21 protein-coding genes are annotated in these 24,009 nt (G+C 63.8%); 12 read left to right on the top strand and 9 right to left on the bottom strand.

Annotation, left to right across the window (positions count from 1 at the left end; genetic code table 11):
- Nucleotide 1: 1 nt before the first annotated feature.
- Complete coding sequence (locus NY023_RS26840) at nt 2-1,609, bottom strand: ABC transporter substrate-binding protein (RefSeq protein ID WP_013974787.1); 1,608 nt, start codon at nt 1,607-1,609, stop codon at nt 2-4.
- A 361-nt stretch (nt 1,610-1,970) separates the two neighbouring features.
- On the opposite strand from NY023_RS26840, the gene rpmB reads away from it, so the two are divergent.
- Both rpmB and rpmG read left to right on the top strand, forming a co-directional pair.
- Nucleotides 1,971-2,207 carry a 50S ribosomal protein L28 gene (gene rpmB, locus NY023_RS26835; protein WP_003258972.1) on the top strand — a complete coding sequence of 79 codons (237 nt, stop codon included), beginning with the start codon at nt 1,971-1,973 and terminating at the stop codon, nt 2,205-2,207.
- 10 nt (nt 2,208-2,217) lie between these two features.
- Nucleotides 2,218-2,373, top strand: a complete 156-nt coding sequence (gene rpmG, locus NY023_RS26830) for a 50S ribosomal protein L33 (RefSeq protein WP_003253507.1) — start codon at nt 2,218-2,220, stop codon at nt 2,371-2,373.
- Nucleotides 2,374-2,542: 169 nt separating this feature from the next.
- Here the strand turns inward: rpmG and NY023_RS26825 are convergent, their stop codons facing one another.
- Complete coding sequence (locus tag NY023_RS26825; RefSeq protein WP_003258971.1) at nt 2,543-2,902, bottom strand: cupin domain-containing protein; 360 nt, start codon at nt 2,900-2,902, stop codon at nt 2,543-2,545.
- A gap of 196 nt (nt 2,903-3,098) precedes the next feature.
- On the opposite strand from NY023_RS26825, the gene NY023_RS26820 reads away from it, so the two are divergent.
- Nucleotides 3,099-4,592, top strand: a complete 1,494-nt coding sequence (locus NY023_RS26820; RefSeq protein WP_013974786.1) for an aldehyde dehydrogenase — start codon at nt 3,099-3,101, stop codon at nt 4,590-4,592.
- Between the two features lie 141 nt (nt 4,593-4,733).
- Nucleotides 4,734-5,873 carry an MFS transporter gene (locus NY023_RS26815; RefSeq protein ID WP_023662014.1) on the top strand — a complete coding sequence of 380 codons (1,140 nt, stop codon included), beginning with the start codon at nt 4,734-4,736 and terminating at the stop codon, nt 5,871-5,873.
- A 37-nt stretch (nt 5,874-5,910) separates the two neighbouring features.
- Here the strand turns inward: NY023_RS26815 and NY023_RS26810 are convergent, their stop codons facing one another.
- On the bottom strand, nt 5,911-7,467 hold the full coding sequence (locus NY023_RS26810; protein WP_041506317.1) for a phospholipase D family protein: 1,557 nt from the start codon (nt 7,465-7,467) through the stop codon (nt 5,911-5,913).
- A gap of 60 nt (nt 7,468-7,527) precedes the next feature.
- Nucleotides 7,528-8,958, bottom strand: a complete 1,431-nt coding sequence (locus NY023_RS26805; RefSeq protein WP_024087913.1) for a PLP-dependent aminotransferase family protein — start codon at nt 8,956-8,958, stop codon at nt 7,528-7,530.
- Between the two features lie 178 nt (nt 8,959-9,136).
- Between NY023_RS26805 and NY023_RS26800 the strand changes: the two genes are divergently transcribed.
- Nucleotides 9,137-9,367, top strand: coding sequence for a DUF1127 domain-containing protein (locus tag NY023_RS26800; protein ID WP_013974782.1), 231 nt, complete (start codon nt 9,137-9,139; stop codon nt 9,365-9,367).
- 144 nt (nt 9,368-9,511) lie between these two features.
- On the opposite strand, the gene NY023_RS26795 is transcribed toward NY023_RS26800, so the two are convergent.
- A complete protein-coding gene (locus NY023_RS26795) occupies nt 9,512-10,804 on the bottom strand; it encodes an NAD(P)/FAD-dependent oxidoreductase (protein ID WP_013974781.1) in 1,293 nt (430 codons plus the stop codon).
- A 130-nt stretch (nt 10,805-10,934) separates the two neighbouring features.
- Here NY023_RS26795 and NY023_RS26790 point away from each other — a divergent pair, with 130 nt between their 5' ends.
- A complete protein-coding gene (locus NY023_RS26790; RefSeq protein WP_013974780.1) occupies nt 10,935-11,288 on the top strand; it encodes a YkgJ family cysteine cluster protein in 354 nt (117 codons plus the stop codon).
- A 2-nt stretch (nt 11,289-11,290) separates the two neighbouring features.
- Here the strand turns inward: NY023_RS26790 and dadR are convergent, their stop codons facing one another.
- Complete coding sequence (gene dadR / locus NY023_RS26785; RefSeq protein ID WP_003258963.1) at nt 11,291-11,779, bottom strand: transcriptional regulator DadR; 489 nt, start codon at nt 11,777-11,779, stop codon at nt 11,291-11,293.
- A 156-nt stretch (nt 11,780-11,935) separates the two neighbouring features.
- On the opposite strand from dadR, the gene dadA reads away from it, so the two are divergent.
- The 5 genes from dadA (at nt 11,936) to NY023_RS26760 (ending at nt 17,815) form a co-directional block, all read left to right on the top strand.
- Nucleotides 11,936-13,240, top strand: coding sequence for a D-amino acid dehydrogenase (dadA, locus tag NY023_RS26780; RefSeq protein WP_013974779.1), 1,305 nt, complete (start codon nt 11,936-11,938; stop codon nt 13,238-13,240).
- A 146-nt stretch (nt 13,241-13,386) separates the two neighbouring features.
- Entirely contained in the window at nt 13,387-14,460 is a 1,074-nt protein-coding gene (gene alr, locus NY023_RS26775; protein ID WP_024087910.1) for an alanine racemase, read from the top strand.
- Between the two features lie 109 nt (nt 14,461-14,569).
- Entirely contained in the window at nt 14,570-15,118 is a 549-nt protein-coding gene (locus NY023_RS26770; RefSeq protein WP_013974777.1) for a cupin domain-containing protein, read from the top strand.
- Nucleotides 15,119-15,272: 154 nt separating this feature from the next.
- Entirely contained in the window at nt 15,273-15,677 is a 405-nt protein-coding gene (locus tag NY023_RS26765) for a c-type cytochrome (RefSeq protein ID WP_038408395.1), read from the top strand.
- A gap of 275 nt (nt 15,678-15,952) precedes the next feature.
- Nucleotides 15,953-17,815: an acetyl-CoA hydrolase/transferase C-terminal domain-containing protein gene (locus NY023_RS26760; protein ID WP_013974776.1), complete on the top strand. Its 1,863-nt coding sequence runs from the start codon at nt 15,953-15,955 to the stop codon at nt 17,813-17,815.
- Between the two features lie 110 nt (nt 17,816-17,925).
- On the opposite strand, the gene NY023_RS26755 is transcribed toward NY023_RS26760, so the two are convergent.
- Nucleotides 17,926-18,498 (bottom strand): xanthine phosphoribosyltransferase, encoded by a 573-nt coding sequence (locus NY023_RS26755; RefSeq protein ID WP_003253535.1) that lies wholly within the window; start codon nt 18,496-18,498, stop codon nt 17,926-17,928.
- A gap of 64 nt (nt 18,499-18,562) precedes the next feature.
- Nucleotides 18,563-20,572: a DNA helicase Rep gene (gene rep, locus NY023_RS26750; RefSeq protein WP_013974775.1), complete on the bottom strand. Its 2,010-nt coding sequence runs from the start codon at nt 20,570-20,572 to the stop codon at nt 18,563-18,565.
- Nucleotides 20,573-20,825: 253 nt separating this feature from the next.
- Here rep and NY023_RS26745 point away from each other — a divergent pair, with 253 nt between their 5' ends.
- A complete protein-coding gene (locus NY023_RS26745; protein WP_044047177.1) occupies nt 20,826-22,493 on the top strand; it encodes a putative bifunctional diguanylate cyclase/phosphodiesterase in 1,668 nt (555 codons plus the stop codon).
- Nucleotides 22,494-22,593: 100 nt separating this feature from the next.
- On the opposite strand, the gene NY023_RS26740 is transcribed toward NY023_RS26745, so the two are convergent.
- Nucleotides 22,594-23,982, bottom strand: a complete 1,389-nt coding sequence (locus NY023_RS26740) for a NorM family multidrug efflux MATE transporter (protein ID WP_013974773.1) — start codon at nt 23,980-23,982, stop codon at nt 22,594-22,596.
- Between the last annotated feature and the right edge of the window lie 27 nt (nt 23,983-24,009).

The following is a 24,009-nucleotide window of genomic DNA, read 5'->3' as shown; positions in this document are numbered from 1 at the left end:
CTTACTTGTTCACAGACACCTTGCTGAAATCCAACCGCCCGAACGGGCTCACCTGATACCCCTCGACCCCTTGGCGCAGCAGGGCCGCCGCCGTCGGGTGCGCCAGCGGCACCCACAGCGCCTGTTGCTGAATCAAGGTTTGCGCCTGCTGGTAAAGCCGGCTGCGCACACTCTGGTCGTTGGTGGTGCGCCCGGCGCTGATCAACTGGTCCAGGCGGCTGTCGCAGAAGCGTGCGAAGTTGGTCCCCGACTTCACCGCGGCGCAGGAAAACTGCGGGCTGAGGAAGTTGTCCGGGTCGCCGTTGTCGCCCGCCCAGCCCATGAACAGCAGGTCATGCTCGCCCGCCTTGGCGCGACGGATCAGCTCGCCCCACTCGATCACGCGGATCTCGGCCTTGATGCCGATCTTGGCCAGGTCGGCCTGCAGCATCTGCGCACCGAGGCTGGGGTTGGGATTGAGCAGGCTGCCCGACGGGCGGGTCCAGATCGTGGTGCTGAAGCCCTCGGCCAGGCCGGCCTTTGTCAGCAGGGCCTTGGCTTTCTTCAGGTCCAGCGGGTAGCCGGGCAGGTCCTTGGCGTAGCTCCAGGTATTGGGCGGGTAGGGGCCGTTGGCGGCCACCCCGGAGTCTTCGAACACGGCCTTGAGGTAGGCCTGCTTGTCGAAGGCCAGGTTGATGGCCTGGCGCACCTCCGGCTTGTCCAGCGGCGGGTGCTGGCTGTTGATGGCGACGAAGGCGGTCATGAACGCCGGGGTGGTGGCCACCTTGAGGTTGCCGTCCTTGCCAGCTTCGGCAATGTCCAGCGGCTTGGGCGACAACGCGACCTGGCACTCGCCGCGCTTGAGCTTCTGCAGGCGCACGTTGGCATCGGTGGTGATGGCGAAGATCAGCGGGTCGACCGCCGGCTTGCCGGCGAAGTAGTCAGGGTTGGCGCGATAGCGTACTACGGCGTCCTTCTGGAAGCGCTGGAAGATGAACGGCCCGGTGCCGATCGGCTGGCTGTTGAGCTTCTCCGGCGTGCCGGCCTTGAGAAGTTTGTCCGCGTACTCTGCGGAGTAGATCGATGCGAAGCCCATGCTCAACGTGGCCAGGAACGTGGCGTCCGGGTGGTTGAGGGTGAAGCGCACGGTGTTTGGCGCGGGTGCCTCGATCGCCTTGATCAGGCTGCCTAGTTGCAGCGACTGGGCATGCGGGTAGCCGCCCGGCGCGGTCTTGTGCCAGGCATGGGCGGGGTAGAGCATGCGCTGGAAGCTGAACAGCACATCGTCGGCGTTCAGTGGGCGGCTTGGCTTGAAGTAGGCGGTGGTGTGGAAGTTCACATCATCGCGCAGGGTGAAGTCGTAGATCAGGCCGTCGGCCGATACCGTCCAGCTGGCCGCCAGGCTCGGCACCACCTTGCCTTGCGCCGCGTCGAACTCCACCAGGCGGTTCATCAGCACATCGGCTGTGGCGTTGGTGGTGGTCAGTGAGTTGTACTGCACCACGTCGAAGCCTTCGGGGCTGGCCTCGCTGCAGACGCTCAGCGGGGCGGCCTGGGCAACGCTGGCGGCGATCAGGGCGCCTGCGGCGAACAAGGAGTTGAACAATAAGGAAAGGGCGGCGGCACGCATAGTGGCTCCTTGGCTGTCAGTGGCCCATCTGCCAGTGCAGTCTGGAAAAGGCCTACCCTAGTGTGCCCGTCGGGAAATGACCACACCCTTTTTTACAAAATTGGCGACGAGCGGTCGACGGCTGGCGGGGCCTGCCGCTATGCTGGCCCGGCGCGTCGGGGCTCGTGTCAATATTCATCTAATGTTGTTGCGGCCGAGTCTTTCTGGTATAAAGCAGCGCTCTTTTCTAGGGGCTCGGCCTGTCGCATCAGCGAATGCGGCCGATAAGACCTCCAGAATCACGGCGCCCAGGCGCCAAAGACTGAGAGATTAAGCGGCCAACCCATGCCGGGTTGGGCATGTGGTTTTAGAGGGCTGAGTCATGTCGAGAGTCTGTCAAGTTACTGGTAAGGGTCCAGTAACCGGGAACAACATTTCCCACGCAAACAACAAAACCCGTCGTCGTTTCCTGCCGAACCTGCAGCACCACCGTTTCTGGGTTGAATCCGAGAAGCGTTTCGTGCGTCTGCGCGTATCTGCCAAAGGCATGCGCGTTATTGACAAGCGTGGTATCGACGTAGTGCTGGCCGAGCTGCGCGCTCGCGGCGAAAAGTTCTAAGGAGAACGTCATGCGTGAATTGATCCGTCTGGTTTCGAGTGCTGGCACTGGCCACTTCTACACCACCGACAAGAACAAGCGCACCACTCCGGACAAAATCGAGATCAAGAAATACGATCCGGTTGTTCGCAAGCACGTGGTGTACAAGGAAGCCAAGATCAAGTAATTGATCGGCGACCTGAAAAAACCCGCCTCCGAAAGGATGCGGGTTTTTTTATGCCTGTTCGGGCCTCTTCGCGGGCTTGCCCGCTCCCACAGGTACATCACGGCCCCTGAGAGCAGTGAGTTCCCTGTGGGAGCGGGCAAGCCCGCGAAGAGGCCGGCACAGCCTCAGATCATTTCTGCTCGAACATCACATAGATCTTGCGGCAAGGCTCCAGCACCTCCCAGGTGCCCTTGAAGCCGGCCGGGATGACAAACCGGTCACCGGCACGCAGGGTCTTGGCTCCGCCGTCCTGGTCACGCAGCACCGAAACGCCCTGGACGATCTCGCAGTACTCATGCTCCGTGTAGTTCACCGTCCACTGCCCGACCTCGCCTTCCCACACGCCCGCGGCAAACTGCCCGCACGGGCTGGAATAATGATTGTAGACCGCCTGGTCTGGCTCGCCCTTGAGGATTTTTTCCGCCGCCGGGCGGTAGCGTTCGGCCTCGGTAATGACCTGCGCGAAGTCGATTATGCTGTCGATACTCATGGTTCGGCTCCTGTTGTTGTTTAATAAAATGCAGATGAGTAGGCTTTTGAGCCTTTCGTGTCAAATATATTGATAGTTTACACCGGCTGGTTTAGGGTGTCGGTAGCCAAAATGCCCTCGACGCTGGGGCAGAATTCTGACAACGCCTGTGAGTCCTCAGTGCGGCGTTGCACCTAAACAAGAGGAGGAGTTTCGTATGACCACCCTGACTCGTGCGGACTGGGAACAACGTGCCCAGCAACTGAAGATCGAAGGCCGTGCCTTCATCAACGGCGAATACACCGATGCCGCATCTGGTGAAACCTTCGAGTGCCTGAGCCCGGTCGACGGACGCTTCCTGGCCAAGGTTGCCAGCTGCGACCTGGCTGATGCCAACCGCGCTGTGGAAAACGCCCGTGCCACCTTCAACTCCGGCGTGTGGTCGCAGCTGGCCCCGGCCAAGCGCAAGGCCAAGCTGATCCGCTTCGCCGACCTGCTGCGCAAGAACGTCGAAGAGCTGGCGCTGCTGGAAACCCTGGACATGGGCAAGCCGATCGGCGACTCCTCCAGTATCGACGTACCTGGCGCGGCCAATGCCATCCACTGGACTGCCGAAGCCATCGACAAGGTCTACGACGAAGTCGCCCCGACCCCGCATGACCAGCTCGGCCTCGTCACCCGCGAAGCGGTGGGTGTGGTCGGTGCCATCGTACCGTGGAACTTCCCGCTGCTGATGGCCTGCTGGAAGCTCGGCCCGGCCTTGGCCACCGGTAACTCGGTAGTGCTCAAGCCGTCCGAAAAGTCGCCGCTGACGGCCATTCGCATCGCCCAGCTGGCCATCGAAGCTGGTATCCCGGCTGGCGTGCTGAACGTGCTGCCAGGCTACGGCCACACCGTGGGCAAGGCCCTGGCCCTGCACATGGACGTCGACACCCTGGTATTCACCGGTTCGACCAAGATCGCCAAGCAGCTGATGGTTTACGCGGGCGAATCGAACATGAAGCGCATCTGGCTGGAAGCCGGCGGCAAGAGCCCGAACATCGTCTTCGCTGACGCTCCGGACCTGCAAGCTGCCGCCGAAGCTGCCGCCAGCGCCATCGCCTTCAACCAAGGCGAAGTGTGCACCGCCGGCTCGCGCCTGCTGGTCGAGCGTTCGATCAAGGACAAGTTCCTGCCGATGGTGGTCGAGGCCTTGAAAGGCTGGAAGCCAGGCAACCCGCTGGACCCACAGACCACTGTCGGTGCCCTGGTCGACACCCAGCAGATGAACACCGTGCTGTCGTACATCGAGGCTGGCCACAAGGACGGCGCCAAGCTGCTGGCCGGCGGCAAGCGCACCCTGGAAGAAACCGGTGGCACTTATGTCGAGCCGACCATCTTCGACGGCGTGACCAACGCCATGAAGATCGCCCAGGAAGAAATCTTCGGCCCGGTGCTGTCGGTGATCGCCTTCGATACCGCCGAAGAAGCCGTCGCCATTGCCAACGACACGCCGTATGGCCTGGCCGCTGGCATCTGGACTTCGGACATCTCCAAGGCCCACAAGACCGCCCGCGCCGTGCGTGCTGGCAGCGTCTGGGTCAACCAGTACGACGGTGGCGACATGACCGCGCCGTTCGGTGGCTTCAAGCAGTCGGGCAACGGCCGTGACAAGTCGCTGCATGCACTGGAGAAGTACACCGAGCTGAAGGCGACCTGGATCAAGCTGTAATCCAGGGGGCCGCCTAGCTGCCCATTCGCGGGTAAACCCGCTCCCACAGGTACTGCACCGCTCTCAAGGGCGGTGGTGTACCTGTGGGAGCGGGTTTACCCGCGAATGGGCCATGGAAAATTCTTGGCCTGGGAGGCTGCAATGCGTTGGGGTACCTACTTCGCCGTACTGGCATCGGTGCTAAGCGTCGGGCTGGCACTCGGCGTGAGCATGCCGCTGGTATCCCTGCGCCTGGAGGCCTGGGGCTACGGCAGCTTCGCCATCGGTGTGATGGCCGCGATGCCGGCGCTGGGCGTGCTGGTAGGTGCCAGTCTGGCCAGTCGCCTGGCCGGCTGGGTCGGTGTGCCCTCGGCCATGCGCCTGTGCCTGTGGGGCGGGGCGCTGTCGATCGGCCTGGTCGCACTGTTGCCCAGCTACCCGTTGTGGCTACTGCTGCGGTTGCTGATCGGTATGTCGCTGACCGTGGTGTTCATACTCGGCGAAAGCTGGATCAATCAGCTGGTAGTCGAGCAATGGCGTGGCCGCCTGGTGGCGTTGTACGGCAGCAGCTATGCCCTCAGCCAGCTCGCCGGGCCGCTGCTGCTGGGCTTTCTCGGCTCGGATGACGACTTCGGCTTCTGGGCCGCTACCGGCCTGCTGCTGGTGGCGCCGCTGATTCTCCTGGGCCGTGGCGGGGCACCCAGCACAGAGGCCTGCAGCGTCACCTTCGGCGACCTGTTCGCCTTCTGCCGGCGCTTGCCGGTGATCGCCTGGGCCATTGCCCTGTTTGCCTCGTTCGAGGCAATGATCCTGACCTTGCTGCCGGTGTATTGCCTGCAACAGGGCTTCAGCACCGAAATCGCCCTGTTCATGGTCAGTACCGTGGTGGTGGGCGATGCAGTGCTGCAACTGCCCATCGGTGCGCTGGCCGACCATATGTCGCGGCGCGCCCTGTTCACCGGTTGTGCGGTGACCCTGCTGGTGTCCAGCCTGGCGATTCCGTTGCTGCTGCATTCACCGGCGATCTGGCCGCTGTGGGTGCTGTTCGGGGCCAGTGCAGGGGGCTTGTTCACCTTGTCGCTGGTGCTCATTGGTGAGCGCTACCGGGATGATGCGCTGGTGCGGGCCAACGCCCATGTGGCGCAGCTGTGGGGTATTGGCTGCCTGCTCGGGCCGCTGCTGGCCGGGGCCGGCAGCCAGTGGATCAGCGGGCATGCGTTGCCGTTGCTGATGGCTGCGGGGGCTGCGGGGTTGGTGGTGTTGACCCGGCGGCGCGGGGCGTTTGAGCCGGCTTCTGCCTGATGGATTTTGGGGCTGCAAAGCAGCCCCAAAATCGCCGCTACAACATCTTCTCCAGGCCAACCGCCTTGCTGATCCAGGCATTGAACCGCCGCCACATCCCGCCCGGTTCGGACGTGAGCATGCGTCGCCTGCCATTTTCCTCGGTCACCCACACCATCTGGTTACCCACCAGCGTCGGCTGGTAGCTCAAGGCCGGGGCCATGCCCTGTACCGCCAGCGCGCGGGTGTACTCGGCCAGCTCCGGGCTGTCCACCAGTACCCCGACCTCGGTATTCCACAACACTGAACGCGGGTCGAAATTGAACGAACCGATGAAGGTCTTGCGCCGGTCGAACACGATCGCCTTGCTGTGCAGGCTCGAGTCCGAACTGCCATGGAAGCTCAAGCTGTGTCGGGCGCTGGGGTCACCGGGTTGGCGGCGCAGCTCATACAGTTGTACGCCATGCTCCAGCAGTGCCCGCCGGTATGGTGCATAGCCGCCATGCACTGCCGGCACGTCGGTGGCCTCCAGCGAGTTGGTCAGCAGCTTGACCGAGATACCCGCGTCGGCGCTGTGGGTGAGGTACAGCAGGCCGGACTCGCCGGGCACGAAGTACGCCGATACCAGGATCAGCTCGCGTTGCACCTTGCTCAAGTCAGGAGCCAGTTGCTGGGTCAGCAGTAGTTGCGGGTCCGGTTCGTCATCGGCCAGCACCTTGCTCGGCGCATCCCACAGCGCCTGGGCATGGGCCCATATCAGTTCGTTGCGCCACACATCCAGGCGCGGCTGCGACTGGTAGGCCATCAAGCGGTCATACAGGGCTTTGCGTTGGGTCCTGGCTTCGGCCAGTGAAATTTCCAGGCGGTGGCGGCTGGCGCGGAGGTCGCTGGCATCCGGGTCGCGCCAGAGAAAGTCGGTAATCGGCCGGCTCAGGGCGCTGTTCCAGTATTGGTCGAAACTGTGGCCGAGCTGTTCGGCCACCGGGCCGACACCCAGCAAGTCGATGTCGGTGAAGTTGAGGTTGGGTTCGGCATCGAAATACTCATCGCCCAGGTTGCGCCCGCCGACGATGGCCATGCTGTTGTCCACCAGGAACAGTTTGTTGTGCATGCGCCGATGCTGGCGCGACAGGTTGAACAGGCGGCCCACCGCGCGCGTCACGCCGGTGCTGCGGCCCAGGTGTAGCGGGTTGAACACCCGTATCTGGATGTTCGGGTGGGCATCGAGGGTGCCCATGATGACGTCCAGGCCATCGCTGGTGGTGTCGTCGAGCAGGATGCGCACACGTACGCCACGGTCGGCGGCGCGCAGCAGTTCATGCACCAGGGCGCGGGTGCTGAGGCCATCGTGGACGATGTAGTACTGCAGGTCGATGCTCGCCTGGGCGTTGCGGATCAGTTCGGCACGGGCGCGGAACGCCTCGTTGCTGTTGGGCAGCAGGCGAAAGCCCGAGCGGCCGTCGTACGGCGCGGCCTGGCGCAGTACCGAGCGGCCGAAGGCCGAGTCGTTGGCGGGTAACGCCTGGCTGGTTTCGCGGGGCGTGCCGACGCTGGCACAGCCGGCAAGACCAAGCAGTAGCACCAGCAGCAGAGGCAGGGCTCGCTGGAGTCTCAAGGGTGGATCGTCCTGTGCAGCAAAGGCTTAAATGGTTGGACCGTGGCGGGCGGCGCAAAGTTACGCGCCGGCGCTTTCTTCTTCCAGTAGACGAAGGGCGGTTTCACCAACCCTGCGCACGGCAGCTTCGATCTGCGGCGTGGGCCGTGCGGCGAAGTTCATGCGCAGGCAGTGGCGGAACTTGCCCGAGGCCGAGAAAATACTGCCCACGGCAACCTGCACGTCCTGCTCCAGTAAAGCCCGGTTCAGGCGCAGCGTATCGAAATGTTCGGGTAATTCCACCCACAGCATGAAGCCACCTTGCGGTCGACTGACCCGGGTGCCCGCCGGGAAGTAGCGGGTCACCCAGTCGCTCATCAGGTCGCGGCCACGCTGGTACTGGCTGCGCATGCGCCGTACGTGGGGCTGGTAGTGCCCGCCGGCGATGAAGTCGGCAATGGCCAACTGCGGCTGGCTGGCCGTGCTTCCGGTGCTGATGTATTTCATGTGAAGCACCCGCTCCAGGTAACGACCGGGCGCTACCCAACCAACCCGCAGGCCGGGGGCGAGGGTCTTTGAGAAAGAGCTGCAGAGCAACACGCGGCCGTCGTCGTCAAACGACTTGACGGTGCGTGGGCGCGGGTAGGTGTAGGCCAGGTCGCCGTATACATCATCTTCCAGGATGGCCACATCGTAGCGCTGGGCCAGGCTCAGCAGTGCCTTCTTGCGAGCCTCGGGCATGATGTAGCCGAGAGGGTTGTTGCAGCTGGGGGTGATCTGGATGAGCTTGATCGGCCACTGCTCCAATGCCAGCTCCAGTGCCTCCAGGCTGATGCCGGTAACCGGGTCTGTGGGGATTTCCAGGGCTTTCATGCCCAGGCCCTTGAGGGTTTGCATGGCGCCGTGGAAGCTGGGGGAGTCGACCGCGACGATATCGCCCGGCTCGCATACCGCTCGAATGCTGCAGGACAGCGCCTCATGGCAGCCAGTGGTAATCACCAGGTCAGCCGGGCCAAGGCGGCAGCCGGAGTCGAGCATCAGCCGGGCCACCTGTTCGCGCAGGGCCATGTTGCCGTGGATGTTGTCGTAGTACAGCCCGGGCATGTCCTGCCGCCGGCTCAGTTGGGCAAGGCTGCGCAGCAGTGGCTTGAGTGTGGGGCTGTCGATGTCAGGCATGCCGCGACCGAGTTGAATCACGCCCTGGCGTGGGGTACTGCGCACCAGCTCCAGCACCTGCTCCCATTGCGAGATGTCCACCGGGCGCTGGGCCGGGCGGCTGACGGCGGGCAGGGCCGGCAGGTGGCGGTGGTCGTTGACGAAGTAGCCGGACTTGGGCCGGGGCGAGACCATGCCGCTGTCTTCCAGCATGCGGTAGGCCTGCTGCACGGTGCTCAGGCTGACCCCGTGCTCCACACTCAGGGCGCGCACTGACGGCAGGCGCTGGCCGGGGCGGTAGAGGCCCTGTTCGATACGGGCACCGAGCAGTTCGGCGAGGTTCAGGTAAAGGGTCACGGCATACTCCTGCGCTGCAATAGTGTGGCGACCGGTACAGTTGCACTGAAAATACAGCATTCAGTCGGCCTGCGGCCAATTCTGTATGGGAATAATAAGGCTGTATTGGATCTGTATTGCCGGTGCTGTCGACGCGCATGCTTTCTCCACAGTATCAACTGAACGAGAGGATGCGGTGATGGGTGGCATGAGCGATGTGCGCTTGCAACTGTTGGCCAAGGAACTGGAAGCCGAGCAGCAAGCCAAGGTGTTCAACGCGCCGGAAGGGTTGGGGCGTTGGGGGCTGATGCTGCATCGCTGGCACACCCGCAGGGCGCTGCTGCAGTTGACTGATGACGAGTTGCGCGATATCGGGCTGAGCTGGGAGCAGGCCCGGGCCGAAGGGCGTAAGCCCTTCTGGAAGGACTGATGCGATCGTTGTGGGAGCGGCCTTGTGTCGCGAAAGGGCCGCACAGCGGCCCCAGGATATTTGCATCACTGCATGAATTGCCGGGGCTGCTTCGCAGCCCTTTCGCGACACAAGGCCGCTCCCACAAGGGGCAGTGCGCAGCTTTCAGATCAGCTCTTTCAGGCGATGCCACAGCATCCCCAACGCCAGCAGCGGCGAGCGCAGGTGCTGGCCGCCGGGGAAGGTGATGTGTGGCACCTTGGCAAACAGGTCGAAACGCCCGCTTTCCTGGCCGCTGATGGCCTCGCCGAGCAGGCGTGCAGCCAGGTGGGTGGCGTTGAGCCCATGGCCGGAGTAGGCCTGGGCGTAATACACGTTCGGCTGGCTTGCCAGGCGGCCAACCTGCGGCAGGCGGTTGGCGCCGATGCCGATCATGCCGCCCCACTGGTAGTCGATGCGCACGTCGGCCAGTTGCGGGAACACCTTGAGCATCTTCGGCCGCATATAGGCGGCGATGTCCTTCGGGTCGCGGCCCGAATAGTGGCAGGCACCGCCGAACAACAGGCGCTGGTCGGCGGACAGGCGGTAGTAGTCCAGTGCCACGCGCTGGTCACATACCGCCATGTTCTGCGGTAGCAGCGAACGGGCACGTTCTTCGCCCAGTGGCTCGGTGGCGATGATGTAGCTGCCGGCTGGCAGCACCTTGCCGCCCAACTCGCGGTTGAGGTCGTTATGGTAGGCGTTGCAGCACAGCACCAGGGTTTTGGCGCGTACCCGGCCTGGGGCGGTGTGCACCTGTACTTCCGGGCCGTAGTCGATGCGTGTGACCTCGGACTGCTCGAACAGCTTCACGCCCAGGCGGCTGGCCACGGCAGCCTCACCCAGGGCCAGGTTGAGCGGGTGCAGGTGCCCGGAGCCCATGTCGACCAGCCCGCCGACATAGCAGTCGGCGCCGACCACGCTGTGGATATCGTCCTTGCCGACCAGGCGCAGTTCATGTGCGTAGCCAAGGCTGCGCAGTTCTTCAGCATCCTCGGCAAAGCCCAGCAGCTCGGCGGGTTTGTTGGCCAGGTCGCAGTAACCCCAGGTCAGGTCGCAGGCGATGGCATGCCTTTCGACGCGCTCGCGGACGATCTGCACCGCTTCCAGGCCCATCAGTTTCAGGCTGCGCACGCCTTCCTCGCCGATGATCGGTAGGAATTGCTCCAGGCCGTGGCCGACGCCACGGATCAGTTGCCCACCATTGCGCCCGCTGGCGCCCCAACCGAGCTTGCGCGCCTCCAGCAGGATGACCGAAAAGCCGCGCTCGGCCAGTTCGATGGCGGTGTTCAGGCCCGAGTAGCCGCCGCCAACGATACACACATCGGCGCTGTGCTCGCCCTGCAGGAAGGAGTGGTCGGGGTGTGGCGCGCTGCTGGCGGCGTAGTAGGAGGCGGCGTGCTGCGCGCTGTGGATCATTGGGCAGGTCCTGAGGCTGGTGGGCTGAGGGGAGGAGGATAAGCCGGGGTAGGGTGGTGGGCAACAAGGCGAGGGCTGCGCCTGCGAATGGGCCTATAATCTGGCCAATTTCCTAGTTTTGAACCCAGCCATGTCCTGCAACCGCCACAAGATCCACTTCCTGCGCGAACTCATCCCTTCCTTCGAGTGCGAGCCCGGCTGCCACGACTGCTGCGGCCCGGTCACCACTTCGGCGGAAGAAATGGCCCGCCTGCCGCGCAAGTCCCAGGCCGAGCAGGACGCCGCCCTGGAGCGCCTGGACTGTGTGCACCTGGGCCCCAACGGCTGCACGGTGTATGAAGAGCGCCCGATGATCTGCCGCCTGTTCGGCACCACCCCGCGCCTGGCCTGCCCGCGTGGCCGTGGCCCTGAACAGATGATCGAGCCCGCTGCCGAGCAGCTGGTCCACCAGTTCATTGCCACCACCCGCCAAGTGCTGGTCTGACTTCAGTCCGGGATCGGCAGGCAAAGGCTCTCCTTCACCTCTTCCATCACGATGTAGCTCTTCGATTCGCGCACGTGCGGCAGCTTCAGCAGGATGTCGCCGAGCAGTTTGCGGTACGAGGCCATCTCGGAAATACGCGCCTTCACCAGGTAGTCGAAGTCGCCTGAAACCAGGTGGCATTCCAGCACGTGGGGCAGTTTCAGCACCGCGCGGCGGAACTCCTCGAAGGTGTCGCCCGATTTGTAGTCCAGGCTGATTTCCACGAACACCAGCAGGCTGCCCTTGAGGTGCTGCGGGTTAAGGCGGGCGTTGTAGCCCATGATGATGCCCTCGCGCTCCAGGCGGCGGACCCGCTCGGTGCAAGGGGTGGTGGAAAGCCCAACTTTCTCGCCCAGTTCGGTGAAGGAAATACGCCCGTCATTCTGCAGGATACGCAGGATGTTACGGTCGATCTTGTCCAGTTCACGCTTGCTCTGGTGCTGGGTTCTCATAGGGGATGCCCCTCCGTGAAAGGCGATTTTGCCGAGAATTCTCGCCAATAATAGGCTTTTATATAGTGAATTGCACTGCCTTCAAATTCCTATACTGCGCGCATTCATGCCATTTCAATAAAAGTCTGCGGCGCGCCGCGTGCGAGGGATAAAACGATGCGAGTTCTGGTACTTGGTAGCGGTGTGATCGGAACCGCCAGTGCCTACTATCTGGCCCGGCAAGGTTTCGAAGTAACGGTGGTCGATCGCCAGCCGGCGGTGGCCATGGAAACCAGCTTTGCCAACGCCGGCCAGATCTCGCCCGGCTATGCCTCGCCCTGGGCCGCCCCAGGCGTGCCGCTGAAGGCCATCAAATGGCTGCTGGAGCGCCACGCGCCCCTGGCTATCAAGCTCACCGGCGACGTCGACCAGTACCTGTGGATGGCACAGATGCTGCGCAACTGCACCGCCAGCCGTTACGCGGTGAACAAGGAGCGCATGGTGCGCCTGTCCGAGTACAGCCGTGATTGCCTCGACGAACTGCGCGCCGAAACCGGCATCGCCTACGAAAACCGCAGCCTGGGCACCACCCAGCTGTTCCGTACCCAGGCCCAGGTGGATGCCGCGGCCAAGGACATTGCCGTTCTGGAGCAGTCCGGCGTGCCTTACGAGCTGCTTGACCGCGACGGCATTGCCCGCGTCGAACCGGCCCTGGCTGGCGTCAAGGACATCCTGGCCGGCGCCCTGCGCCTGCCAAACGACCAGACTGGCGACTGCCAGCTGTTCACCACCAAGCTTGCCGAAATGGCCGTGAAGCTGGGCGTGGAGTTCCGCTTCGGCCAGGACATCCAGCGCCTGGACTTCGCGGGTGACCGCATCAATGGCGTATGGATCGACGGCAAGCTGGAAACCGCCGACCGCTACGTGCTGGCGCTGGGCAGCTACTCGCCGCAGATGCTCAAGCCGCTGGGCATCAAGGCCCCGGTGTACCCGCTGAAGGGCTACTCGCTGACCGTGCCGATCACCAACGCCGACATGGCCCCGACCTCGACCATTCTCGACGAGACCTACAAGGTTGCCATTACCCGTTTCGACAACCGTATCCGCGTCGGCGGCATGGCTGAGATCGCCGGTTTTGACCTGTCGTTGAACCCGCGTCGGCGCGAAACGCTGGAGATGATCGTCAACGACCTTTATCCTCGCGGCGGTGATCTGAGCCAGGCTAGCTTCTGGACCGGCCTGCGCCCGGCGACCCCGGACGGCACGCCGATCGTTGGTGCCACGGCGTTCCGCAACCTGTTCCTGAACACCGGTCACGGTACTTTGGGCTGGACCATGGCGTGCGGCTCCGGTCGCCTGCTGGCCGACCTGATTGCGCGCAAGAAGCCGCAGATCAGTGCCGAAGGCCTGGACATTTCCCGTTATGGCAACAGCCCGGAAGTGGCCAAGCACGGGCAGACTGCGCCGGCTCACCAGCAGTAATAGCCTGCACCGGCCTCTTCGCGGCTAAAGCCGCTCCCACAGGGATCGCATGTGCTTGGGCATTGTGCGGTCCCCTGTGGGAGCGGCTTTAGCCGCGAAGAACCCAACACCGTTTTCAACCTGTGAACCACCATAAGGCAGCCGCCATGCGTCCCGCCCGCGCCCTGATCGACCTCCAGGCCCTGCGCCACAACTACCGTCTGGCCCGTGAACTGACCGGTTCCAAAGCCCTCGCCGTGATCAAGGCCGACGCCTACGGCCACGGCGCCGTGCGCTGTGCCCTGGCCCTGGAGGCCGAAGCCGACGGCTTTGCCGTGGCCTGCATCGAAGAAGCGCTGGAGCTGCGCGCCGCCGGTATCAAGGTCCCGGTGCTACTGCTGGAAGGTTTCTTCGAAGCCAGCGAACTGGCCCTGATCGCCGAGCACGACCTGTGGTGTGTGGTGCACTCGCTGTGGCAACTGGAAGCGATCGAAAAGACCCAGCTGCACAAGCCGCTCACCGTCTGGCTCAAGCTCGACAGCGGCATGCACCGCGTCGGCCTGCACCCCAAGGACTACCACGAGGCCTACCAGCGCCTGCTGGCCAGCGGCAAGGTCGCGCGCATCGTGCTGATGAGCCACTTCGCTCGCGCCGACGAACTGGATGCCGACGCTACCGCCCAACAGATCGCCGTGTTCGAGGCCGCCCGCCAGGGCCTGGCCGCCGAGTGCAGCCTGCGCAACTCCCCCGGTGTGCTGGGCTGGCCGCAGGCCCCCAGCGACTGGGTGCGCCCGGGCCTGATGCTGTACGGTGCCACACCGTTCGAAGTGGCCCAGGCCGAGGCCGAGCGCCTGCAACCGGTGATGACCCTGCAATCGCGGGTGATCAGCGTGCGCGAACTGCCTGCCGGCGAGCCGGTGGGCTATGGCGCCAAGTTCGTCAGCCCACGGCCAACCCGCGTTGGTGTGGTTGCCATGGGCTATGCCGATGGCTACCCGCGCCAGGCGCCCAACGGTACCCCGGTGCTGGTCGCTGGCAAGCGCACACAACTGATCGGCCGAGTATCGATGGATATGCTCAGCATCGACCTGACCGACGTGCCGGAAGCCACCGTCGGCAGCCCCGTCGAACTGTGGGGCAAGCATGTGCTGGCCAGTGAGGTGGCTGCGCACGCGGGTACCATTCCGTACCAGATTTTCTGCAACCTGAAGCGAGTACCGCGGGACTACATCGGCGAATGACACGCTGAAGCGGACAGGTTGAAGGGCGGTGTGTTGTAAATACTGAACGGCATTGCCATGATATCGTTCACATCCACCCCCCTTTCCACCGTTTCAGGAGGCTCCAGCTTTGGACGTCGGCGAACGACTGCAAGCCATCCGCAAGCTCAAGGGCCTGTCCCAGCGTGAACTCGCCAAGCGTGCCGGCGTGACCAACAGCACCATCTCGATGATCGAGAAGAACAGCGTGAGCCCGTCGATCAGCTCGCTGCGCAAGGTGCTGAGCGGCATTCCCATGTCGATGGTCGAGTTCTTCTCGGTCGAACTGGAACCTGAAAGCCCCACGCAGATCGTCTACAAGGCTCATGAGCTGATCGATATCTCCGACGGTGCGGTGACCATGAAGCTGGTCGGCAAGTCGCACCCCAACCGTGCCATCGCCTTTCTCACCGAGGTGTATCCACCGGGTGCCGACACGGGCGCCGAAATGCTTACCCATGACGGTGAAGAAACCGGCATCCTGCTCGAAGGCCGCCTGGAGTTGGTGGTCGGCAACGAGATCTTCATCCTTGAAGAGGGCGACAGCTACTACTTCGAAAGCACCCGCCCGCACCGCTTTCGCAACCCGTTCGACCGGCCGGCGCGGCTGATCAGTGCGGCGACGCCTTCAAACTTTTGATCCAGCGCAGTGCATTGATTCGGCAATACCCCTTTCCCGTGTGGGGTCGTTTCACGGCATCTGGGTTCCCGCTATACTTTTCAACGCTCGCCGATCCGTGGCCGCGAGCGTGATTAGCCACCATGAGGGTGTTCGCGTGAACCAAATCAAGAAGATGCTGGCCGTACCAGCAGCCGTATTCGCCCTCTGGGCAATGAGCGCAACCGCTGCGACCAACGATGACATCGCCAAGCGCCTGGAGCCGGTTGGCCAGGTGTGCGTCCAGGGCCAGGAGTGCAAGGGCATGGAAGTGGCCGCCGCCGCAGGTGGCGGTGGTGCCAAGACGCCGGACGAGATCATCGCCAAGCACTGCAATGCCTGCCATGGCTCCGGCCTGCTCGGCGCACCGAAGATTGGCGATACCGCGGCGTGGAAGGAACGCGCCGACCACCAGGGTGGCCTGGACGGCATCCTGGCCAAGGCCATTACCGGCATCAACGCCATGCCACCGAAAGGCACCTGCGCAGACTGCTCGGATGACGACCTGAAAGGGGCGATCAAGAAAATGTCCGGGCTGTGAGAAACAGCTGAATTGCATGAGGCCCGCCATTGATGGCGGGCTTTGTTTTTGTGGTGCCTGTGCCGGCCCTTTCGCGGCTAAAGCCGCTCCCACAGGTACAGTGCAGGCTTCAAGGATTGTGGGGCCCCTGTGGGTACTCACAGGTGCAGCACAGGACTCAAGGGCAGTGAGGTCTCTGTAGGAGCGGCTTTAGCCGCGAAAGGGCCGGCACAGGCAACCAACCCACCAAAGCCCATGTCCAACCCCTGAACCCATGGATGTCTCAGGAGGCCCCGATGCACCTCTGCTCCATCGACCAGGCCGTCGAGCAAGTCCTGTCGCGCCTGCCAGCCCACATCCACATGGGCCTGCCGCTGGGCCTGGGCAAGCCCAACGCCTTCGTCAATGCGCTTTACGCCCGCATCCGCGAGCTGCCCGAACGGCGCCTTACTATCTACACCGCCCTGTCCCTCGGCCGCCCGCCACTGGGCGATGGCCTGCAGCGGCGCTTTCTCGAGCCCTTCGTCGAGCGCGTCTTCGCCGACTATGAAGAACTTACCTACCTCGCCGACCTGCGCAACGACAGCCTGCCGCCGAACATCCAGGTGGAACAATTCTTCATGCAGCCCGGCAGCCTGCTGCACAGCGATTCGGCCCAGCAAAGCTACATCAGCAGCAACTACAGCCTCGCAGCACGTGACATCAACGCCAAGGGCCTGAACCTGATCGCGCAGTTGGTGGCCGCCACGCCCGAGAGACCGGTGCACCTGAGCCTGGCCTGCAACCCCGACATCACCCTCGACCTGCTGCCGATGATCGCCAAGCGCCGCGCTGCCGGCGAGACCATCCTCATGCTCGGCCAGGTGCATGCCGAGCTGCCTTACATGCCGGGTGACGCCGAGCTACCCATCGATACGTTCGACCTGCTGATCGATACAGCCGAGCAACGCCGCCTGTTCTCCACGCCGAACATGCCGGTCAACACCCAGGACCACTGCATCGGCCTGCACGCCAGCAGCCTGGTTCGCGACGGCGGCACGCTACAGATCGGCATTGGTGCCATGGGCGATGCGGTAGCTGCCGCATTGCTGGCGCGCCAGGGTGACAACGCCGGTTATCGTGCTGTGCTCGACGCGCTGGGTGTTGGCTCGTGGCAAGCGTTGATCGAACGGGAAGGGGGCCTGGATACCTTCGCCCAAGGCCTGTACGGCTGCAGCGAGATGTTCGTCAACGGCTTGCTGGCGCTGGCCGAAGCGGGCCTGTTGCGGCGCCCGGCGGACGAGCAGGTGGCGGCAGTGCTGCATGGCGGTTTCTTCCTCGGCCCCCAGGCGTTCTACCAGCGCTTGCGCGACATGCCGCTGGAACAGCGCGCACAGTTTGCCATGACTCGTATCAGCTTCATCAACGAGCTGTACGGGCAGGAGGAGCTCAAGCGCCGCCAACGCCGTGATGCGCGCTTCATCAACAGCGTATTCGGCATGACCCTGCTCGGCGCTGGGGTGGCTGACCAGCTGGAGGATGGCCGAGTACTCAGTGGCGTGGGCGGGCAGTACAACTTCGTCGCCCAGGGCCATGCGCTGGAGGGCGGGCGTTCGATCCTGCTGCTGCGCAGCTGGCGTGAGGCGGGCGGGGAGGTGACCTCGAACCTGTTCTGGAACTATGGCCATTGCACCATCCCCCGGCACCTGCGCGATATCGTGGTGACCGAGTACGGCATTGCCGACCTGCGTGGGCAGACCGACAGCGAGGTGATTGCGCGGTTGCTGGCGGTATGTGATTCGCGGTTCCAGCAGGGGCTGATCGAGCAGGCAAAGGATGCCGGCAAGCTGGCCAAGGATTTTCAACTGGAGGCGTGCTTTACCGACAATACGCCGCAGCGGCTGGAGGCGATCAGGGCGCGGCATTCGCGGTTGTTTCCGGAGTATCCGCTGGGCACGGACTTTACGGCTGAAGAGCGGGATTTGCTGCGGGCGCTGAACTGGTTGAAGAGCAAGTTCAAGCTGAGCGAGGTGCTGGAGCTGGGCAAGGCAGCGCTGGATGCGCCGGGGCCCGAGGGCTACGCGAGGCATCTTGTGCGGATGCAGCTGGATCAGCCGCAGGGGCTGAAGGAAGAGCTTTACCAGCGGTTGCTGCTGGCGGGTTTACAGGCTGCAAAATAAACACTCGGACATACTGTCCCCTGTGGGAGCGGGTTTACCCGCGAATGCGATGGCGCATCCCAAATCGCATTCGCGGGTAAACCCGCTCCCACAGAGATCGCGTAGCGGCCTTATTCGATGAAGGACACCACACCACCTTCCAGCGACTTCACCCGGGCCAGCGACTCGACGCGATAGCCCTGGCTGTCCAGCTCGGCACGGCCGCCCTGGAACGACTTCTCGATCACGATACCCAGGCCGGCCACGGTGGCGCCGGCCTGCTTGATGATCGAGATCAGGGCCTGCGACGCCTTGCCATTGGCCAGGAAGTCGTCGATCACCAGCACGCGGTCGCTGCTGTTCAGGTGACGCGGCGAGATGGCCACGGTGTTCTCGGTCTGCTTGGTGAAGGAATACACCGAGGCGGTCAGCAGGTTCTCGGTCAGGGTCAGCGACTGGTGCTTGCGGGCGAAAATCACCGGCACGCCCAGCTTCAGGCCAGTCATCACCGCCGGGGCAATGCCCGAGGCTTCGATGGTGACGATCTTGGTCACGCCCGCGTCGGCGAACAGGCGGGCGAACTCGTCACCGATCAGCTGCATCAGCGCCGGATCGATCTGGTGGTTGAGAAACGCGTCGACTTTGAGAACCTGATCGGAAAGCACGATGCCTTCTTCGCGAATCTTCTGATGCAGTGCTTCCACTTTGTTTTCCTCGATGTAGCAAAGGTGGCCGCAAATAGCGGCAAAGTTAAAGAGTAATGGTTGATCAGGGTTTGAGCATTGCCCGGATATCGGCCAAGGCGTTGTTGCCCCGTGCAGCCTTTACCTCGACCGGCGCATCGTCCAGGCCTTCCCAGGCCAGGTCGTCCGGTGGCAGTTCGTCGAGGAACCGGCTGGGCGTGCAGTCGATGATTTCACCGTACTGCTTGCGCTTGGCGGCGAAGGTGAAGGCCAGGGTCTGGCGCGCGCGGGTGATGCCCACGTAGGCCAGGCGGCGTTCCTCTTCGATGGTGTCGGCCTCGATGCTGGAGCGGTGCGGGAGGATTTCCTCTTCCATGCCCATGATGAACACGTATGGGAATTCCAGGCCCTTGGAGGCATGCAGGGTCATCATCTGCACACCTTCGGCGTTCTCTTCCTCTTCCTGCTGGCGCTCGAGCATGTCGCGCAGCACCAGCTTGCCGATGGCGTCCTCGATGGTCATGTCACCCTCTTCGTCCTTCTCGAGGGTGTTCTTCAGCGCTTCGACCAGGAACCAGACGTTGCTGATGCGGAACTCGGCCGCCTTGTCGCTGGCGGTCTGCTGGCGGATCCAGTTCTCGTAGTCGATATCGCGGATCATCTCGTGCAGCGCGGCAATCGGGTCTTCCAGGGCAACCTTGTGGCGCACCCCGTCCAGCCAATGCTTGAAGCGCTGCAAGCGCTCGGTATAGCGGGCGTCCAGATGCTCGCCCAGGCCAAGCTCCTCGCTGGCGGCGTACATCGAAATACCGCGTTCGGTGGCGTAGTTGCCGAGCTTTTCCAGGGTGGTGGAACCGATCTCGCGGCGCGGTACGTTGATCACCCGCAGGTAGGCGTTGTCATCGTCCGGGTTCACCAGCAGGCGCAGGTAGGCCATCAGGTCCTTGACCTCCTGGCGGCCGAAGAAGCTGTTGCCGCCCGACAGGCGATATGGCACCTGGTGGTGCTGCAGCTTCAGTTCGATCAGCTTGGCCTGGTAGTTGCCGCGGTAGAGGATGGCAAAGTCGCTGTACGGGCGGTTGGTGCGCAGGTGCAGGGTGAGGATTTCCATGGCCACGCGTTCGGCCTCGGCTTCCTCGTTCTTGCAGCGGATGACGCGGATCTCGTCGCCCACGCCCATCTCGCTCCACAGCTGCTTCTCGAACGCGTGCGGGTTGTTGGCAATCAGCACGTTGGCGCAGCGCAGGATGCGGCTGGTGGAGCGGTAGTTCTGCTCCAGCATCACCACCTTCAGGGAGGGGTAGTCCTCCTTGAGCAGCATCAGGTTTTCCGGCCGGGCGCCACGCCAGGCGTAGATCGACTGGTCGTCGTCGCCTACCACGGTGAACTGGTTGCGCATGCCGATCAGCATCTTCACCAGCAGGTACTGGCTGGCGTTGGTGTCCTGGTATTCGTCCACCAGCAGGTAGCGCACGCGGTTCTGCCAGCGCTCCAGCACATCGGGGTGCTCCTGGAACAGCTTGACCGGCAGCAGGATCAGGTCGTCGAAGTCCACCGCGTTGAACGCCTTGAGCGTGCGCTGGTAGTGGGTGTAGACGATGGCGGCAGTCTGCTCGCGCGGGTTGCGCGCCTTCTCCAGGGCCTCGGCGGGCAGGATCAGGTCGTTCTTCCAGGCACCGATCATGTTCTTGATCTCGTCGATGCCGTCGTCGCCGGAGTATTCCTTCTGCATGATGTCCGACAGCAACGCCTTGATGTCGGACTCGTCGAAGATCGAGAAACCCGGCTTGTAGCCCAGGCGCTCGTGCTCCCTGCGGATGATGTTCAGGCCCAGGTTGTGGAATGTGCACACAGTCAGGCCGCGGCCTTCCCCCGGGCGCAGCAGGGTGGCGACCCGTTCCTTCATCTCGCGGGCGGCCTTGTTGGTGAAGGTCATCGCCACGATGTACTGGGCACGGATGCCGCAGTTCTGGATGAGGTGGGCAATCTTGCGCGTGATCACGCTGGTCTTGCCCGAGCCTGCACCGGCGAGCACCAAAAGAGGGCCGCCGACATAGTCACGGGCTTCCTGCTGCCGGGGATTGAGTCGGGACATGCTAGAAACCGGGGGTCGCCAGAAAATAGCCGCGCATTCTAACAGGCATGGGGCGTTTGTGGCGCGACCGTCTGACGTCTGAGTCAAATATGTAAACGGGATTTGCCGGCTGGCGCAGTTTCGCGCAGGATGCACGACAAAATACGTCGGGATGCTACACCCGTAAAAACATGTATTAAATTGAAAATCATTTTCATTAATGCAGTAGCATACCTGGCAGTTTCCGTTGCACCGTGAAGCCTAAGGAGCCCGCTTGTCCACGCCTGTCGAACCATTGCGTTTGCTGCTGTTGGCCGATGAGCCGGAATGGGGCGCGCTGCTACGCGAGTGCATGCCTGCCCAGGGTGGCAGCGCCGTGCTGCTGACGGCGCCGAACTGGGACTCGGTCGACAGCCTGTTCAACCAGGACCGCCAGGCTGTCGTGCTGGCAACCCCGGCCCTGCAGCCCGCGCCTGGACGCTGCGAGCTGCCGACCATCCTGCTGCTCGACCACGAGCCTCAGTTAGCGCCCAGCGCCGTCAGTGACTGGCTGGTGCGTGACCAGCTCAATGCCGACACCTTGCGTCGCTCGCTGCGCCATGTGCGCGAGCGCGGCGTGCTGGTGGCCACCTTGCAGCGCCTGGCCGAGCAGGACCCGCTGACCGGCATCGCCAACCGCCAGGGCTTCCAGGCCTTGCTGACCGCGCGCCTGGCCGAGAACGACGGCCGTGGCCTTGCCCTCGGCCACCTGGACCTGGACAACTTCCGCCACGTCAACGACGCCCTTGGCCACCAGAGCGGCGACCGCCTGATCCTGCAGGTGGTGGCGCGGCTGAAACAGCAACTGGAGGCGGGCGACCAACTGGCGCGCCTGGGCAGCGACGAGTTCGCCCTGCTGATCGACACCCGACGCGACCCCAACCGTGCCGAGTGGATTGCCGAGCGGATTGTCGAGGCGTTGGCCGAACCCTACTGGATTGACGGCGAAAGCCTGCTGCTGGGCTGCAGCCTGGGCCTGGCCCATGCCCGCGCCCAGGGTGGTGCCGACCCGCTGATGTGGCATGCGCACATCGCCATGCGCCAGGCCAAGGGCAGCCAGGGTTGCACCTTCCATGTGTTCAACGAGCGTATCAATCGCAACGCCCGTAGCCTTGCCGATCTGGAAAGCGAATTGCGCCGCGCCCTGCGCCGGGACGAGCTGGAGCTGCATTACCAGCCGCGGTTGAACCTGGCCGACGGGCGCATCGTCGGCCTCGAGGCGCTGGTGCGCTGGCGGCATGCCGAGCGCGGCCTGTTGCCGCCCAGCGAGTTCGTGCCGCTGGCCGAGCAGAGCGGCCTGATCGTGCCGCTGGGCTACTGGGTGATTTCCCGAGCCCTGCGCGACATGCAGGCGCTGTGCGAGCGCGGCCTGGAGCCGCTGCACATGGCGGTCAACCTGAGCTTCCGCCAGTTTCAGGACAGCCAGTTGCTGGCGACCTTGAGCCGCCTGATTCTCGAACATGGCGTGGATGCCCGCTGGCTCGAATTCGAGCTCACCGAAACGGCGGTGATGCGCCGCAACGAGCTGGTACGCCAGACCATGGACGCCCTGGGGCGCTTGGGCGTGCGCTTCTCGCTCGATGATTTTGGTACCGGGTTCTCTTCGTTCGTGCACCTAAACAGCCTGCCGATCACCTTGCTCAAGGTGGACCGCAGCTTTGTCGCGGAGATGGAAATGCGCGAGGAGAACCGCAAGCTTGTGCACGCCATGATCAATCTGGCGCACAACCTCAACCTCGAGGTGGTGGCCGAAGGTGTGGAGAGTGAAGAGCAGATGGCGTTGCTGCGCGGGTTTGGCTGTGACCAGGTGCAGGGCTTCCTGGTCAGCAAGCCGCTGCCGGTGGGGGAGTTGATGGAGTTCTTGCTGCAGGCGACCGGCTGCCAGTTGGGCACAGCCCTTTAGGGCCCTTTCGCGGGTGAACCCGCTCCCACAGGCTTTGCACAGGATTCAGACCCTGCGCAGTCCCTGTGGGAGCGGGTTTACCCGCGAAGAGGCCCGCAAGTCAGGCCGAAGCCGTCGCCGCTCCACCAATCCCGGCCTTGCCCAAAAGCCGCTTCATCCGCCACTCAAAGCCAAAGGTCAGTGCCACCGCCGCACACGCCAGCCCCAACGCCAGCCCCCACCACACCCCGACCGCGCCACCGCCCAGGGTAAAGGTGAACAGCCAGGCGCTCGGCGCCCCCACCAGCCAGTAGCACACCAGCCCGATCAGGAAGGTCGTCTTGGCATCTTTCAGCCCACGGATCGAGCCCATCGCGATCGTCTGCATGCCATCGAACAGCTCGAACCACGCAGCCACCATCAGCAACTGCACCGCCAGCTGGAAGATCGCCGCAAATGCCGGGTCGTCACGGTCGATGAACAGCCCCACCAGCGCATCGGGCAGCAGCCAGAACAACGCGGCGAAGGCAAACATGATCATCGCCCCGAAGCCGATGCCCACCCGCCCGGCGCTGCGCGCCGCCAGCAGGTTGCCGGCGCCGTAGTACAGCCCCACGCGCATGGTCACCGCATACGACAACCCGGTCGGCACCATGAACGCCGTGGATACGATCTGCAGGGCGATCTGGTGCGCCGCCAGCTCGGTACTGCCCAGCACGCCCATGCACAGCGCGGCAAAGGCGAACAGGCCGACTTCCACCATGTAGGTGCCGCCAATCGGCAGGCCCAGCCGCCACAGCTCGCGCAGGGCCGGCAGCGAAGGGCGCGACAGGCCCTTGCGCAATGGGTAGGCGGCATAGGCCGGGTGCCAACGGATATACAGTGCCAAGGCAATGGCCATGCCCATCGACACCACCGCGGTGACCAGGCCGATGCCCATCAGGCCCAGCTTGGGCAGGCCGAACATGCCTTCGATCAGCGCCACGTTGAACAGGTAGTTGAGCACCGTGCCAACCAGGCTGATGACCATCACCGGCGTAGACCGGCCCAGCGCGCTGGTGAAGCCGCGCAACGCCATGAAAGTCAGGTAGCCGGGCAGCGCCAGTGGCAGCAGGGTGAGGAATTCGGCGGCCGAGGCAACGTTCTCGGGCTTTTGCCCGAACTGCAGCAGTACCGGTTCAAGGTTCCACAGCACCAGCGCAGCGAACAGCGCCAGGCCCCAGGCCAGCCACAGGCCACCCTGCGCCAGGCGGGTGGCGCCTTCGATGTCGTTGGCGCCCTTGCGAATGGCCACCAGGGTGCCGACCGCAGCGATCACGCCAAGGCAGAAGATCGACACGAACGAGTAGCTCGCCGCGCCCAGGCCGCCACCAGCCAGGGCTTGCGGGCTGATGCGGGCCATCATCAGGGTATCGGTCAGCACCATCAGCATGTGCGCCAACTGCGAGGCGATCAGCGGCCCGGCCAGGCGCAGCAAAGCCTTGAGTTCTGTGGTGGGCGCGACATGCATGGGGGCAGTCCTTTTCCTGGGGTGATC

This window comes from Pseudomonas sp. NBB (assembly GCF_032701105.1).
GTDB classification, from domain to species: Bacteria; Pseudomonadota; Gammaproteobacteria; order Pseudomonadales; family Pseudomonadaceae; genus Aquipseudomonas; species Aquipseudomonas asiatica.
This window is presented reverse-complemented; position numbering and strand designations above follow the sequence as displayed.